We start from the raw sequence: 13,809 nt of genomic DNA, 5'->3' as shown, positions 1-13,809 counted from the left end.
GGCCCCCGCTTCGGCCCTGACGGGCCTCGTCCTCAAACCGGACGGGCTGGTTGGTGTCGGCCGGTGTCGGGCAGGAGGCTCCCTCTCCGGTGGCGATATCGCGGAGGGCTACCCTTCAAGGGTGACCAAGCAGCAGACCCCCACCACCCCGGAAACCGCCGGTCCGCGTCCGCGGCGGCTGACGTATGCGGCGGCACTGACCGCGCTGGAAGGGCTGGCGCTGGCCGTCGGGGGCGTCTGGGTGCTGGTGCTGGGGCTCACCGGGCATCCGGACGATCGGCAGCAGGCCGTCACCCTGGGCGTGACACTGGTCGTCCTCGCCCTGTTGCCGTTGCTCGCGGCGCGAGGGCTGTTCGCTCAGCGCAGCTGGAGCCGGGGGCCGTCCGTCATCACGCAGATCATGGCGCTGCCGGTGGCCTACAGCCTGCTGCAGGCCGACAGCATCGCGATCCCGGCCGGCATTGCGATCGCCGCGGTCGCGATCGCCACGCTCGTGCTCCTGATCAACCCGGCGACCACCCAGGCCCTCGGCATCCGCGGGCCGGGCAGCGCGCCGGATCAGAAGTAGCCGACGGCTCTCAGGAGGCCGTCACTCCTCCACCAGCAGCTTTTCCCGCAGCTGCGCCAGCGTGCGGGCCAGCAGGCGGGACACGTGCATCTGGGAGATGCCGACCTCCTGCGCGATCTGCGACTGGGTCATGTTGCCGAAGAAGCGCAGCAGCAGGATCCGCTTCTCGCGGGGCGGGAGATCCTCGAGCAGCGGCTTCAGCGACTCGCGGTACTCGACGCCTTCCAGCGCCTCGTCCTCCGCGCCGAGGGTGTCCGCGACCGCAGGGGACTCGTCGTCCGTGTCGGGGACGTCCAGGGACAGCGTGGAGTAAGCGTTGGCGGACTCCAGGCCCTCCAGGACCTCCTCCTCCGAGATCGCCAGCTTCTCGGCGAGTTCGTGGACGGTCGGGGAGCGCCCGTGCTGCTGGGACAGCTCGGCTGTGGCCGTCGTCAGGGCGAGGCGCAGCTCCTGGAGGCGCCGCGGCACCCGCACCGCCCAGCCCTTGTCGCGGAAGTGCCGCTTGATCTCGCCGACGACCGTCGGGGTCGCGTATGTCGAGAACTCGACGCCGCGCTCCGGGTCGAATCGGTCGACCGACTTGATCAGACCGATGGTGGCGACCTGGGTGAGGTCGTCGAGCGGCTCGCCGCGGTTGCGGAAGCGGCGCGCGAGGTGCTCGACGAGCGGCAGGTGCATGCGGACCAGCTGGTTGCGCAGGTTCGCGTACTCCGGGCTGCCGTCCTGCAGCTTGCGCAGCTCGACGAACATGGCGCGCGCCCCGCTGCGGTCCTGAGGGCTGTGCTGCGTGGCCTGCACGCTGTGCGCGCTCATCGCCTCGTCCTCGGCGTTTCGCTGGTGCTCGCTCATCGTCCCGCCCGTTGCCCTCTCCCGAGCCCTCGCCCCCGCTCGGACTGGGGAGACCCCGATCCGCCCGCCCGCGGGCGCGCCCTGCACGGCGCCTTCGTCATCCCGTCCGTCGGCCGGGAAGCCGGCCTCCGCGGAGTCGTCCTCCGGGTGCGGCCGGGCCTGCTCGGGGATGGCGTCGATGCCGTCCGCCATGCGCCGGGAACCCTTCGGACCGCTCGGGCCCGCTGCCAGGCTCTCGGCTCCGTCCGAGCAGGGGGCAGTGCCGTCCGGCAGCTCCCGTGTGCCGCGCTCTTCGTCCCGCACCGGCCCGTCCCCGTTCCTCACGCCGGCCCGGGTCCCGCGCCGCGCTGTTTGTAGAGGCTGATCGAAACGGTTTTGTCCTCGTCCACGGCGGAGGAGACCTTGCCCGCGAGGGCCGACAGGACGGTCCAGGCGAAGGTGTCCCTGGAGGGGGCGTGGCCGTCCGTGGTCGGGGCCGAGACGGTGACCTCGAGCGAGTCGTCGACGAGTCGGAAGACACAGCTGAGCACCGAGCCGGGCACGGCCTGCTGGAGCAGGATCGCGCAGGCCTCGTCCACCGCGATGCGCAGGTCCTCGATCTCGTCGAGGGTGAAGTCCAAACGGGCCGCGAGGCCGGCAGTCGCCGTACGCAGCACCGACAGGTAGGCACCCGCAGCCGGCAGCCGGACTTCCACGAAGTCCTGGGTCGCGGGCTCGCCTGCGATCTGGGACACCCTCACCTCCAAGGTGGTACAAGCTTCTCGGGGCCGAGGGTCGCCCCCCGGGGTAACGCGATCTGTGGTTCAGCGGTGACGCTATCGCGCTCTGAACTTTCCTGTCCCCAGGACCCCAACCCCTTGCTGTCACTCATAGTAAACACACGGATACGCTCCGTGGCTAGGGGGTCTGCGGGCCCAATTGGGAAGAGCGCGCGCCGGTTTGACGTACCCAGGCGTCAGACGGTCGAACCGTCCGGATCCTCGGTTGTCCAGCGTACGTCCCCGTCACACGAGTACGTGGTCGACAAAGCACCAGCGCCAGAGTTCGCCGGGCTCGAACGTCCGCATGATCGGGTGGCCGGACTCCTTGTGGTGTTCCGTGGCGTGTCGCCCCGGCGAGGAGTCGCAGCAGCCGACGTGACCGCAGGTGAGGCAGAGCCGCAGCTGTACCGGGTGCCAGCCCTCCGCCAGACACTCGGGACATGTCTCGTTGAGCGGATCGGGTTCCGGGTGCGGCAGCGCGTCGGCGTGCGTGCACTGTTTCATGATTGCCAGGTTACGACGGCAACGCGCACGACGGCGCGGAAAATCGAGGGCGGGCCGCGACGGCGATGCACAAGGGCGAGGGTGGGCGAGGCGTATGGATGTGATGCCACTGCTGTTGCTGGTGGCCGGGAGCGCCGCTGTCGCCGCGGCCGCTCGGCGGACGCCCGTGCCGGCGCCGCTGCTGCTGGTCGCCGTCGGCCTCCTCGTGTCGTACCTGCCGGGCGTGCCCGAGTACACCCTCGACCCGCACATCGTCCTGCCGCTGGTGCTGCCCCCGCTGCTGCACAGCGCGGCGACGGACAGTTCGTATCTCGATCTGCGGGCCCAGATGCGGCCCGTGATGCTGCTGTCGGTCGGGTACGTGCTGTTCGCGACCTTCGCCGTCGGCTGGATCGCGTATCTGGTCGTGCCGGGTCTTCCGCTGACCGCGGCGCTGGTGCTGGGCGCGGTGGTGGCGCCGCCGGACGCGGTCGCCGCTACGGCGGTCGCGCGCCGGGTGGGGCTGCCGTCCCGGATCACCACGATCCTGCAGGGCGAGTCGCTGGTGAACGACGCCACCGCGATCACCGCCTACCGCGTGGCGCTCGCGGCCGCCGTCGGTGAGGGCGCCACCTGGGCCGGCGGCATCGGCGAGTTCCTGCTCGCGGCGTTCGGCGGCATCGGCATGGGCCTGGTGCTGATGGTGCCGATCCACTGGCTGCGCACCCACGTGAAGGAGGCGCTGCTGCAGAACACCCTCTCGCTGCTGATCCCGTTCGTCGCGTACGCGGCCGCCGAGCAGGTGCACGCCTCCGGCGTGCTGGCGGTCGTGGTCGTGGCGCTGTATCTGGGACACCGCGCGTGGGAGGTCGACTTCGCCACCCGTCTCCAGGAGGAGGCCGTGTGGAAGATGGTCGCGTTCGTGCTGGAGTCGGCGGTGTTCGCCCTGATCGGACTGCAACTGCCGGTGGTGCTCAAGGGCCTCGGCGAGTACGAGGGAACCCGCGCCGCCTGGTACGCGATCGCCGTCTTCGCGGTGGTCGTCGCCTCACGCTTCGTGTGGGTCTACCCGGCGACCTTCCTGCCGCGCATGCTGTCCGCGCGGATCCGCAAACGCGAGGAGAACCCGACCTGGAAGGGCCCGTTCATCATCTCCTGGGCCGGCATGCGAGGCGTGGTGTCACTGGCCATCGCCTTCTCGATCCCGCTCACGATGCACGGCGGCGAGCCGTTTCCCGAGCGCAACCTGATCCTCTTCCTGACCTTCACGACGGTCATCGGCACGCTGGTCGTCCAGGGCGTGACCCTTCCGCCACTGGTCCGCCTGCTGAAGCTGCCCGGCCGTGACATCCAGGCCGAGACCCTCGCCGAGGCCAACGCCCAGGCACAGGCCTCCCGCGCCGCCGAACGACGCCTGGAGGAACTCCTCTCCGACGACCGCAACGCCCTCCCCGAGGCCCTTGCCGACCGCCTGCGAGCCGTCCTGGAACGCCGCCGCAACTCCGTCTGGGAACGTCTCGGCCAGGCCAACCCCATCACCGGCGAGTCCGTCGACGAAACCTACCGCCGCCTGTCCCGCGAGGTGATCGGCACCGAGCGAGCGGTGTTCGTGAAACTACGGGATGGCCGCTTCATCGACGACGAGATGCTGCGGACACTGCTGCGCAGGCTGGACCTGGAGGAGGCGGCTGCCTATCGCGAGGCGGGCTGAGCCTGGAACGGAGCCCCGGTGACGACGGCGGCGACCGTCACGCCGGGCGCGAAGGCCCCTTCCTCCATCAACACGACAAGCCCATACAACAACTTGGCGACATAGAGACGCTCAACGGCCATCCCGTGCCGCTCCTCGAAATCGTCGGCGAAGGCTTCGAGCTCAGCAGTCGTACGGGCGTACCCCCCGAAGTGAAACCGCTCGTCGAGCCACCAGTCACCCCGCGGCCCTCCGAATGCCTCCGCCTGCAGCCCCCGTACCTCCTCACCCAAGAAGCCACCCTTGAGAACGGGCACGCCCAAGGCCCGCTGCCCCGGCCCCAGCCCGGCGGCCAGCCCCGCCAGAGTCCCGCCCGTCCCGCAGGCAACGGCGACCACATCGGCCTGCCCCCGCAGCTCCTCCCCGAGCGCTCGGCACCCGCGTACGGCAAGGGCATTGCTGCCGCCCTCCGGCACGACGTACGCCCCTTCCGCGCCCGCCGCCCGCAGAACGGACGCCAGCGTCTCCGACTCGGTTTTGCGTCGATACGTCGCTCTGTCGACGAAGTGCAGCCGCATGCCGTCGGCCACGCACCGCTCCAACGACGGATTGAGGCGCCGCTCACCGAGCTCCTGGCCCCGCACCACACCGACGGTGCTCAGCCCGAGCAGGCGCCCCGCGGCAGCGGTGGCACGCAAGTGGTTGGAGTAGGCGCCGCCGAAAGTGACAACCGTGCGCCCACCCGCTGCCGCCAGATTCGGCACAAGCTTGCGCCACTTGTTGCCGACCAGTTCCGGATGGATCAGATCGTCCCGCTTGAGAACCAGCCGAACGCCACCCCGCCCGAACCGGGAGTCCACAACCTCCTGCACCGGCGAGGGGAGCCGGGGCCGCAGATCGGTCAGGTCAAGGCGCGTCACCAGTCCATTGTCGCCCGCCGGCTGCCGGCGGCAGGCGCACCCCACTCACCGGCACGGCCGCCCCAGCCATCCCGCCCTAGGACAACCGATCCCGGATCCGCGCCCGCATCGAAGCCATGGTGAACCCCCGAGGATCCACCTTCCCGGGCTGCCACTCCAGATGCCCGATCACCGACCGCTCCGTCCACCCGTGATGTCGGCACACAGCCGCCGACACCCGCTCGATCGCCTCCAACTGTGCCGCCGGCCAGGGATCCTGTCCGTCACCCAGGTTCTCGCACTCGAAGCCGTAGAAGTGCCGGTTGCCATCGGTGTTGGCCTCGTTGTCGGCAGGCAGCGCGGTCTCGGCGATGACCGCACGGAGAACGTCGTCGTCACCGAGCCCGGCGTGGTTGGCGCGGCCGTAGCCGACCAGATGCACCCGCCCGTCCTTCGTGATGACGCCGTGGCACAGGGGCCCGGGCAGCCCCTCGTAGCCCTTGCGGCAGAGCTCCACCGTGTGCGCACTGCCCTTGGTCACCGTGTGGTGGATCATCACGCCGTGGACGGGGCCCCACGGCCCCACGTGGTTGCGGTTGTGGTGTTCCCAGTCGCCGACTTCGACGACAGTCGCACCCTCCGCCCGAAGTCTCTCCAGGAATCTGCTCGCGGACATGGGTGAGGCCATGACCGCCCCCTTCGCGCCGTGCGCCGACCGCCCACCGCGGCCGACTCTTATCGGTGCTTTACCGAAAACGGCCTCACGGGACTCCTCGAATCGCACGGTGTACGAGTCGTTTTGGCCAACCACGGACACGGCGCCAGTGGACAAGGTCCCTCTATTTGCCCAGTGGACCGTGATCCATTCCCGCTCTTTCGGGTAATAGCACCGGCACCCTCCGTAATGGAAGGCTCGGTCGCGGAGATCGCGATTCGTGGCGCCGGACAGGCGCCGGTGCACGACCGGGAGGGCAATTCCTAATGTCGGTAGGCGAAGAGGTCCGCACTGAGCAGGGCAAGCCGCAGCAGAGCCTCGGCACGGCGGCCGCGCGGAACCTGGCCACCACGACCAAGTCCGCACCCCAGATGCAGGAGATCAGCTCCCGCTGGCTGCTGCGCATGCTGCCATGGGTGAACGTGCAGGGCGGCACGTACCGGGTGAACCGCCGTCTGACCTACGCCGTCGGGGACGGCCGGGTCACTTTCGTGAAGACCGGGGACCGCGTCGAGGTCATCCCGGCCGAGCTGCGCGAACTCCCGGCCCTGCGGTCGTACGAGGACGAGGACGTGCTCGCCGAGCTCGCCCAGCGTTGCCAGCAGCGGGAGTTCACGGCGGGGTCCCTGATCGCCTCGTTCGGCAGCCAGACCGACGAGGTCCTCCTGCTGGCGCACGGCAGGGTCGAGAAGCTCGGCACCGGCCCCTACGGGGAGGACGAGTCCCTCGGCGTGCTCGCCGACGGCGCCTACCTCGGCGAGCAGGCGCTGCTCGACTCCGACGCCATCTGGGAGTACACGGTCCGCGCTGCCACCGCGTGCACGGTGCTCGTCCTGCCCCGTCACGACGTCGAGCGGGTCGCGGAGCGCGCGGAGACGCTCGGCCAACACCTCGAGCAGCTGCGGTCGATCCCCCAGCAGCGCACCAACAAGTACGGCGAGAAGGAGGTCGACCTGGCGGCCGGCCACAGCGGTGAGCCGGACATCCCGCACACCTTCGTCGACTACGAGGCCCGGCCCCGTGAGTACGAACTGAGCATCGCCCAGACCGTGCTGCGCATCCACTCGCGCGTGGCCGACCTCTACAACCAGCCGATGAACCAGACGGAGCAGCAGCTGCGCCTGACGGTGGAGGCACTGAAGGAGCGGCAGGAGCACGAGCTCATCAACAACCGCGAGTTCGGGCTGCTCAACAACTGCGAGTACGACCAGCGACTCCAGCCGCACGACGGCGTGCCCAGCCCCGACGACATGGACGAGCTGCTGTGCCGGCGGCGCGGAACCAAGCTGTTCCTCGCCCACCCGCGCGCGATCGCCGCGTTCGGGCGTGAGCTGAACAAGCGCGGGCTGGTCCCGGAGACCATCGAGACGGCCGGCAACCGCATCCCCACCTGGCGGGGCGTGCCGATCTTCCCCTGCAACAAGATCCCGGTCACGGACGCCCGTACGACCTCGATCATCGCCATGCGTACGGGCGAGGGGGAGCAGGGCGTCATCGGACTGCAGCAGGCGGGCATCCCGGACGAGATCGAGCCGAGCCTGTCCTGCCGGTTCATGGGCATCAACGAACAGGCCATCATCAAGTACCTGGTGACTGCCTACTACTCGGCCGCGGTCCTGGTGCCGGACGCCCTCGGTGTGCTGGAGAACGTCGAGATCGGGCGCTGGCGGTGACCTTTGCCGCCACTGCGCCGTGTCCCGCGCTTCCCGTGTGGGTAGACCCTCGGCGTAGGCGCCCAGCCGTAGCGGAAGGGCCACCGTCCGCCGACTCTCCGAGGCGATGCCATGGGTGAGTTCATGACGGAGACGCAGCAACGCCCCGCCGGGGTGGGGCCGTCCACCGAGACGCTCGAAAGGCAAGGGCCCATCGCGACCGAGACGGACGGCGCGCCGGGCTCGCTCGACGGGCCCGAGGCGGAGGTGATCCTGGAGCGGGTCCGGGCGTCGGTCGACCCCGAACTGCGCGCCGCCATCGCGTCGTTGCCGCCGTCCCTCCGCCGGATCGCGCGCTACCACTTCGGCTGGGAGCACCCGGACGGCACCCCGGCGGCGGGCAACGCCGGCAAGGCGATCCGGCCCGCGCTCGTCCTCACCGCGGCCGCCGCACTCGGCGGACCGGGGGCGCGGGCGACTGCCGTACGGGCGGCTGTGGCGGTGGAACTGGTCCACAACTTCACGTTGTTGCACGACGACGTGATGGACCGGGACACCACCCGTCGGCACCGGCCGACCGCCTGGACCGTGTTCGGCGACGCCGACGCGATCCTCGCGGGGGACGCCCTCCAGGCGCTGGCCCTGCGGCTGCTCGCCGAGGACCCGCACCCGGCGTCCGCGGCTGCCGCGGCCCGGCTCGCGGACTGCGTGGTCGAGCTGTGCGCCGGCCAGCAGGCGGACACGGCGATGGAGAAGCTGGACCCCGGCGAGGTCGGCCTCGACGAGGTGCTCGCCATGGCCGAGGCCAAGACCGGCGCGCTGCTGGGGTGCGCCTGTGCCCTCGGCGCGCTGTACGCGAACGCGGCGGACGAGGACGTGGCGGCGCTGGACGCGTTCGGCCGTGAGGCCGGGCTCGCCTTCCAGCTCATCGACGATGTGATCGGTATATGGGGCGACCCGAGCCACACCGGCAAGCCGGCCGGGGCGGACCTCGCCGCCCGCAAGAAGTCCCTGCCGGTCGTCGCCGCGCTGACCTCGGATGGTCCGGCGGCGGCGGAGCTGGCCGCGCTGTACGAAGTGCCGTACGCCAAGGAGGACCTGGAGCGCACCGCGCTGGCCGTCGAGCGGGCCGGTGGCCGCGACTGGGCGCAGACCCAGGCCGCCGAGCGGATGGCCCGCGCCATGGAGGAGCTGGCCCGTGCGGTGCCCGACCCGGAGGAGGCGGGCGGACTGCTGGCCCTGGCCGAGTTCGTGACGCGGCGCAGCAATTGAGGGCCGCGGCAGCCGGCGGCCGAACCGGTCGAGGTCGCGGCGGCCGACGGTGAAGACCCCGGAGCCCTCGGGGCCGTACGGTTCCTGACCCCGTACGGCCGCCGAGCGGCTTCGGACCGGCGGGTCCCGCACATCCCCACGGTGTGCGGGGCCCGCCTCTGCGTACCGGGTCCCCGAGGAGCGGGTCACCGGTCAACCGGGTTGCTGTGTACCGGCCGTATCTCGACAAAGTCGGCCCTCGGAGCGCAAGCAGGCTGTCATCGCCCTACGATCAAGGCCGGTTGACGCGAAGGGGCGGGTGGAGATGGGCGTGGCGATCCGGACGGCGGGCGAGGCGGACCGGGAGTCGGTGGTCCGGCTGCTGGACGCGGCCTTCCAGGACGATCCGGTCAGCGGCTGGGTGTTCCCGGGTGAGGAGTACCGCCGTGCGACCCACCACAGGCTGATGGCCGCGTTCACCGACATCGTGCTGGCCCATGGCCGAATAGACCTCACCGAGGACGGCACGGCGTGCGCGCTGTGGATGTCCGTGCCGGACGTCGAGCACCATGAGGAGGACGACGGGCCCGCGTTGCTGCGCCAGGACGTCGACCCGGACAACGAGCGCGTCGAGATGATCGGCCGCCTGACGGCTGGTATCCATCCCGCGGGCCGTGCGCACGCATACCTGTGGATGATCGCCGCGGCACCCGAGCGCCAGGGTGAGGGACTCGGTACCGCGCTCATGAACGCGGTGCTCGACCGTTGCGATCGGGAAGGCCTGCCCGCCTATCTGGAGGCGAGCAGCGACCGCAGCCGGCACCTGTACGAGCGTCTCGGCTTCGAGCTCAAGGGCCGTCCCCTCGACCTCCCGGACGGCCCCCGGATGTGGCCGATGTGGCGCGAACCGCGCGGCTGAGCCGCCGCCTGCAGCCCTGACCTACTCCTCCGGCACGATCGTGGCCACGATCCGCTCGACCAGCCCGTCCGGCACGCCGACCCCGGGCAGAACGCCGTCCAGGACGTCGGGCAGTGTCAGGTGCTCCAGGAGCAGTCCGAGGATCGCGAGATAGAGCACGGTGACGACCTCGTCGCCGCCGGGCAGTCCGGCGTTGCGGTGGAACTCCAGGGCCTCGTCCAGGTCGCCGCGCACCGACTTGGTGAAGGAGGAGCGCAGTTCGGGGCGCCGCTGGGCCTCCAGGCGCATCTCCAGCAGGGCCAGATAGCCCGTTCTGTCGCGGGTCGCGCGGGCCATCAGGTCGTGCATGAAGGCGGCGACGAGGGAGCGGTCCTTCGGCCGGGTGAGCAGCCCGGCGATCACCTCCGGGTCGGGCGCGAGCCGCACGTGCAGCCGGGCGTCGATCTGGCGGAGCAGGTCGTCGCGCCCGGTGAAGTAGTTGGAGGCGGTGCCGACCGGCACCCCGGACTCGGCGTCCACCGCGCGGAACGTCAGCCCGCGTGCCCCCTCGCGGGCGAGCACCTCCACGCCCGCGTCGACGAGCGCGGCCCGGCGCTCCGGATTGCCCGCCATGCGGAATCCCCTCTCTCACTTCCAGTCGGTCCGGGAAATGCCCTTGCAACCACTACAAGCGAAGTACTACAACTGAAGCACTACAACCGCAGTGGTTGTTCGACACCCTACGAAAAGAGACCGGCTTGCGAAAGCTCACATACTTCATCGCCTGCTCGATCGACGGCTTCATCGGGGATCCGAGCGGCGACGGGACGGAGATGGTCCGCTTCGTCGACGAGGAGTTCCTGGAGTTCCTCAAGGCCGAGCACCCGGAGACGATGCCGACCCACGGCCGCCGCGCCCTCGGTTTCGACGACCTGGCCAACAGGCATTTCGACACGATCATCCAGGGCCGGGCCAGCTATGACCTGGCCCTGAAGGAGGGCATCACCAGCCCGTACGCCCATATGCGTCAGTACGTCGCCTCGCGCACGCTGACCGAGTCGCCCGACCCGCAGGTCGAGATCGTCTCGGACGACCTGGTCGGCAAGGTCCGCGAACTGAAGGCGGAGGACGGCGAGTTCGGCATCTACCTGTGCGGCGGCTCGCAGATCGCCGGCGCGCTGCTCGACGAGATCGACGAACTCGTCATCAAGACGTACCCCATCGTGTACGGCGCGGGCATGCCGATGTTCGGATCGGGCTTGGCCATCACGGAGTTCACCCTCGGTGAGGTGCGCTCGTTCGGCAACGGCGCCATTGTTCGTACGTACAGCAGGAAGCGCTGAGCCCTCTCCCGCCCTACTCTGAGGACATGGGCAGCCAAGAGCACCACTGTCCCGACTGCGGACAGCCCGTAGAGACGGTCGTCCGGCGCCACAAGACGCTGGGCGCCTGGGTCCCCACCTGGGTGGCGGGCCCGTGCCACAACCCCGAGTGCGGGGCGTGCGCCGAGGAAGGCGCCGCGCACGAGGAGAAGCACGAGCAGCCGGACACCACCATGCCTGACACCGCCGGCACACCCACCGTGGATACCGCGGTGAAGCCCACCGCGAAAAATTCCTGAGCCCCTGTCGAGAATCCCGGCCCGGCTCCGACGTCCCCTGTGAGAGCCGCCCACCGAGGGCGGCCCGAGCCGACGGAAGCAGAAGGAGCGGACTGATGAAGTACCTGGTCATGGTGCAGGGCACGCAGGCGGACTACGAGGCGATGCAGGGCAAGGGGTCCGAGAACTCCGTCGCCTGGAGCCAGGAGGACATCCAGGCGATGTACTCCTTCATGCAGGCCCTCAACGACGACCTCGCCGAGAGCGGCGAGATGGTCGACGGACAGGGGCTGACCGAGCCCGCGAAGGGCCGGCATGTCACCCTGGGTGACGACGGCAAGGCGGTGATCACCGACGGCCCGTACAGCGAGACCAAGGAGCTGCTCGCCGGCTACTGGGTGCTGGACTGCGCGAGCATGGAGCGGGTCACGGAGATCGCCGAGCGCGTCCTCCAGTGCCCCCAGCCCGCTGGGGCCCCCGTGTACCCGGTGGTGATCCGGCCCATCGACGACGGGTCCGGGGACGTCGGCTGAGACATCGGCCGAGCCGTAAGTGAGCGCCACACCCGAGACCGAGGACCTGCTGCGCCGACACGCGCCGCAGGTCCTCGGCGCGCTGGTACGGCGCTACGGCCACTTCGACAGCGCCGAGGACGCCGTACAGGAGGCCCTGCTCGCGGCGGCCGAGCAGTGGCCGCGGACCGGGGTCCCGGACAACCCGCGCGGCTGGCTGATCAAGGTCGCGGCGCGGCGGCTGACCGACGCGCTGCGCGCGGAGCAGTCGCGCCGGACCCGGGAGGACAAGGTCGCGGCGCTGATGCCCAGGGACGCCTTCACGGCCCCGCCGCCGGGCGCGGACCGGGCGCCCCGCGAGGACGACACCCTCACCCTGCTCTTCCTGTGCTGCCACCCGGACCTCACCCCGCCCGCCCAGATCGCCCTCACCCTCCGTGCCGTCGGCGGTCTGACCACGGCGGAGATCGCCCGGGCGTACCTGGTCCCCGAGGCGACCATGGCGCAGCGCATCAGCCGGGCCAAGCAGAAGGTCCGCGGGGTGCGCTTCGGCCGGCCCGACAACTGGGAGAACCGCCTGCCGGCGGTCCTGCAGACCCTGTACCTGATCTTCAACGAGGGCTATACGGCAACCTCGGGCACCAGCCTGCTGCGGCGCGAACTCGCCGGCGAGGCGATCCGGCTGACCCGCGAGGTCCACCGCCTGCTCCCCGACCACGGCGAGGTGGCCGGCCTGCTCGCGCTGATGCTGCTCACCGACGCCCGCCGCGACGCGCGCACCGGCCCGCACGGCGAACTCGTCCCCCTCGACGAACAGGACCGCGGCCGCTGGGACAAGGCCGCGATCGACGAGGGCGTCGCCCTGGTCACCCGCGCCCTGTCCCGGGGCCCCGCCGGCCCCTATCAGCTGCGCGCCGCCATCGCCGCCGTCCACGACGAGGCGCCCTCCGCACCGGAGACCGACTGGCAGGAGATCCTCGGCCTCTACGACGTCCTGGTACGCCTCGTCCCCGGCCCCGTCGAGCGCCTCAACCGCGCGGTCGCCGTCGCCATGGCCCAGGGCCCGCGCGCGGGGCTGGCCGAACTGGCCGCGCTGGAGGACGAGCTGGGTGCCGGGCACCGCCTGGACGCGGTCCGCGGCCACCTCCTGGAGCGGGCCGGCGCCCACGACGAGGCCCGCGCCGCCTACGAGGCCGCCGCCGCCAAGACGCTGAGCCTGCCGGAGCAGCGCTATTTGCACGCGCGGGCGGCACGGCTGAAGCCGTAACCTCGCCGCATGCCCGAACACACGTACATCCTCCACATCACCGAACGCTCCCTCTGGGACGAGGCCCGCGCGCGAGGCACGTACGAGATGTCGACCCGCGGTCGCACGCTCCAGGACGAGGGCTTCATCCACTGCTCGACCCGCGCCCAACTCCCCGCCGTGGCCGCCTTCCTGTACGGCTCCTACGACGGCCCCGGCGAACTGGTGGTCCTGGTCGTGGATCCGGCCCGGCTCGACGTGCCGCTCAAGTACGAGGCGCCGGAACCGGGCGGCGAGGAGTTCCCGCATGTGTACGGGCCCATTCCGGTGAACGCGGTGGTGGACGTGGAGCCATGGGGGTGACGGGACGCCGCGCATTATGGCGATGGGCCGTGGGGGCGTGGGTGATTCTCGTGGCCGTCGCGGGCGGGCTGACGCTGTGGCTGCAGGACTCGGCCGAGCCGCCGGGGCCGTACGGCCGGGAGGAGGCCTCGCCCACGCCGACGCTCCCGGAAGGCCGGGAGCCGCCCTGCCCGAGCCCCGAGCCCTACCAGGGCGGCTCGATACAACACCTCTGCGTCTTCACGACGCGCTAGATGTATTGACCCGCGGGGTTGTTGACGCGGGTGATGGGTGGCTGGCCGCCGAGGGCGGTGTGGCACCGGTGGTGGTTGTAGGTGTGCAG

General features: G+C 70.8%; 17 protein-coding genes. 11 read left to right on the top strand and 6 right to left on the bottom strand.

Going from position 1 to position 13,809, the window contains the following annotated elements:
• Window positions 1-121: 121 nt before the first annotated feature.
• Window positions 122-568 (top strand): hypothetical protein, encoded by a 447-nt coding sequence (locus tag ACWGDB_RS34475; protein WP_453826070.1) that lies wholly within the window; start codon window positions 122-124, stop codon window positions 566-568.
• Window positions 569-589: 21 nt separating this feature from the next.
• Here the strand turns inward: ACWGDB_RS34475 and ACWGDB_RS34470 are convergent, their stop codons facing one another.
• The 3 genes from ACWGDB_RS34470 to ACWGDB_RS34460 all read right to left on the bottom strand — a co-directional run bounded on the left by ACWGDB_RS34470 (window position 590) and on the right by ACWGDB_RS34460 (window position 2,682).
• Window positions 590-1,720, bottom strand: a complete 1,131-nt coding sequence (locus tag ACWGDB_RS34470; protein ID WP_453826117.1) for an RNA polymerase sigma factor SigF — start codon at window positions 1,718-1,720, stop codon at window positions 590-592.
• 17 nt (window positions 1,721-1,737) lie between these two features.
• Window positions 1,738-2,151, bottom strand: coding sequence for an ATP-binding protein (locus ACWGDB_RS34465; RefSeq protein ID WP_004925829.1), 414 nt, complete (start codon window positions 2,149-2,151; stop codon window positions 1,738-1,740).
• A gap of 270 nt (window positions 2,152-2,421) precedes the next feature.
• Window positions 2,422-2,682 (bottom strand): UBP-type zinc finger domain-containing protein, encoded by a 261-nt coding sequence (locus ACWGDB_RS34460; RefSeq protein WP_369273335.1) that lies wholly within the window; start codon window positions 2,680-2,682, stop codon window positions 2,422-2,424.
• Between the two features lie 94 nt (window positions 2,683-2,776).
• Between ACWGDB_RS34460 and ACWGDB_RS34455 the strand changes: the two genes are divergently transcribed.
• Window positions 2,777-4,372, top strand: a complete 1,596-nt coding sequence (locus ACWGDB_RS34455; RefSeq protein WP_453826069.1) for a Na+/H+ antiporter — start codon at window positions 2,777-2,779, stop codon at window positions 4,370-4,372.
• Here ACWGDB_RS34455 and ACWGDB_RS34450 read toward each other — a convergent pair.
• Complete coding sequence (locus tag ACWGDB_RS34450; protein WP_453826068.1) at window positions 4,354-5,271, bottom strand: 1-aminocyclopropane-1-carboxylate deaminase/D-cysteine desulfhydrase; 918 nt, start codon at window positions 5,269-5,271, stop codon at window positions 4,354-4,356. The genes ACWGDB_RS34455 and ACWGDB_RS34450 overlap by 19 nt on opposite strands.
• A gap of 76 nt (window positions 5,272-5,347) precedes the next feature.
• On the bottom strand, window positions 5,348-5,938 hold the full coding sequence (locus ACWGDB_RS34445) for an N-acetylmuramoyl-L-alanine amidase (RefSeq protein ID WP_383628260.1): 591 nt from the start codon (window positions 5,936-5,938) through the stop codon (window positions 5,348-5,350).
• A gap of 293 nt (window positions 5,939-6,231) precedes the next feature.
• Between ACWGDB_RS34445 and ACWGDB_RS34440 the strand changes: the two genes are divergently transcribed.
• The 3 genes from ACWGDB_RS34440 (at window position 6,232) to ACWGDB_RS34430 (ending at window position 9,787) form a co-directional block, all read left to right on the top strand.
• Window positions 6,232-7,638, top strand: a complete 1,407-nt coding sequence (locus ACWGDB_RS34440; RefSeq protein ID WP_453826067.1) for a family 2B encapsulin nanocompartment shell protein — start codon at window positions 6,232-6,234, stop codon at window positions 7,636-7,638.
• A gap of 123 nt (window positions 7,639-7,761) precedes the next feature.
• Window positions 7,762-8,889: a family 2 encapsulin nanocompartment cargo protein polyprenyl transferase gene (locus ACWGDB_RS34435; RefSeq protein ID WP_453826066.1), complete on the top strand. Its 1,128-nt coding sequence runs from the start codon at window positions 7,762-7,764 to the stop codon at window positions 8,887-8,889.
• 304 nt (window positions 8,890-9,193) lie between these two features.
• Window positions 9,194-9,787, top strand: coding sequence for a GNAT family N-acetyltransferase (locus tag ACWGDB_RS34430; protein WP_453826065.1), 594 nt, complete (start codon window positions 9,194-9,196; stop codon window positions 9,785-9,787).
• 21 nt (window positions 9,788-9,808) lie between these two features.
• Here ACWGDB_RS34430 and ACWGDB_RS34425 read toward each other — a convergent pair whose 3' ends face one another.
• A complete protein-coding gene (locus ACWGDB_RS34425; RefSeq protein ID WP_453826064.1) occupies window positions 9,809-10,399 on the bottom strand; it encodes a TetR/AcrR family transcriptional regulator in 591 nt (196 codons plus the stop codon).
• 125 nt (window positions 10,400-10,524) lie between these two features.
• Between ACWGDB_RS34425 and ACWGDB_RS34420 the strand changes: the two genes are divergently transcribed.
• The 6 genes from ACWGDB_RS34420 (at window position 10,525) to ACWGDB_RS34395 (ending at window position 13,720) form a co-directional block, all read left to right on the top strand.
• Complete coding sequence (locus ACWGDB_RS34420) at window positions 10,525-11,109, top strand: dihydrofolate reductase family protein (protein WP_453826063.1); 585 nt, start codon at window positions 10,525-10,527, stop codon at window positions 11,107-11,109.
• A gap of 26 nt (window positions 11,110-11,135) precedes the next feature.
• Window positions 11,136-11,387: a hypothetical protein gene (locus tag ACWGDB_RS34415; RefSeq protein ID WP_453826062.1), complete on the top strand. Its 252-nt coding sequence runs from the start codon at window positions 11,136-11,138 to the stop codon at window positions 11,385-11,387.
• 95 nt (window positions 11,388-11,482) lie between these two features.
• Entirely contained in the window at window positions 11,483-11,899 is a 417-nt protein-coding gene (locus tag ACWGDB_RS34410; RefSeq protein ID WP_453826061.1) for a YciI family protein, read from the top strand.
• Between the two features lie 19 nt (window positions 11,900-11,918).
• A complete protein-coding gene (locus tag ACWGDB_RS34405) occupies window positions 11,919-13,145 on the top strand; it encodes an RNA polymerase sigma factor (protein ID WP_453826060.1) in 1,227 nt (408 codons plus the stop codon).
• 9 nt (window positions 13,146-13,154) lie between these two features.
• Entirely contained in the window at window positions 13,155-13,487 is a 333-nt protein-coding gene (locus ACWGDB_RS34400; protein ID WP_453826059.1) for a DUF952 domain-containing protein, read from the top strand.
• A gap of 41 nt (window positions 13,488-13,528) precedes the next feature.
• Window positions 13,529-13,720 carry a hypothetical protein gene (locus ACWGDB_RS34395; RefSeq protein WP_453826058.1) on the top strand — a complete coding sequence of 64 codons (192 nt, stop codon included), beginning with the start codon at window positions 13,529-13,531 and terminating at the stop codon, window positions 13,718-13,720.
• Window positions 13,721-13,809: the final 89 nt, after the last annotated feature.

Source organism: Streptomyces sp. NPDC055013, assembly GCF_053608645.1.
Note: the sequence above shows the minus strand (reverse complement) of the source record. Positions and strands in the feature narration are given on the sequence as shown.

What these genes read in the sequence shown, in the direction of transcription:
- ACWGDB_RS34460 (WP_369273335.1), bottom strand. Translation starts at nt 2,682, where the DNA reads ATGAAACAGTGCACGCACGCCGACGCGCTGCCGCACCCGGAACCCGAT.
- ACWGDB_RS34455 (WP_453826069.1), top strand. Translation starts at nt 2,777, where the DNA reads ATGGATGTGATGCCACTGCTGTTGCTGGTGGCCGGGAGCGCCGCTGTC.
- ACWGDB_RS34445 (WP_383628260.1), bottom strand. Translation starts at nt 5,938, where the DNA reads ATGGCCTCACCCATGTCCGCGAGCAGATTCCTGGAGAGACTTCGGGCG.
- ACWGDB_RS34440 (WP_453826067.1), top strand. Translation starts at nt 6,232, where the DNA reads ATGTCGGTAGGCGAAGAGGTCCGCACTGAGCAGGGCAAGCCGCAGCAG.
- ACWGDB_RS34435 (WP_453826066.1), top strand. Translation starts at nt 7,762, where the DNA reads ATGACGGAGACGCAGCAACGCCCCGCCGGGGTGGGGCCGTCCACCGAG.
- ACWGDB_RS34430 (WP_453826065.1), top strand. Translation starts at nt 9,194, where the DNA reads ATGGGCGTGGCGATCCGGACGGCGGGCGAGGCGGACCGGGAGTCGGTG.
- ACWGDB_RS34425 (WP_453826064.1), bottom strand. Translation starts at nt 10,399, where the DNA reads ATGGCGGGCAATCCGGAGCGCCGGGCCGCGCTCGTCGACGCGGGCGTG.
- ACWGDB_RS34415 (WP_453826062.1), top strand. Translation starts at nt 11,136, where the DNA reads ATGGGCAGCCAAGAGCACCACTGTCCCGACTGCGGACAGCCCGTAGAG.
- ACWGDB_RS34410 (WP_453826061.1), top strand. Translation starts at nt 11,483, where the DNA reads ATGAAGTACCTGGTCATGGTGCAGGGCACGCAGGCGGACTACGAGGCG.
- ACWGDB_RS34400 (WP_453826059.1), top strand. Translation starts at nt 13,155, where the DNA reads ATGCCCGAACACACGTACATCCTCCACATCACCGAACGCTCCCTCTGG.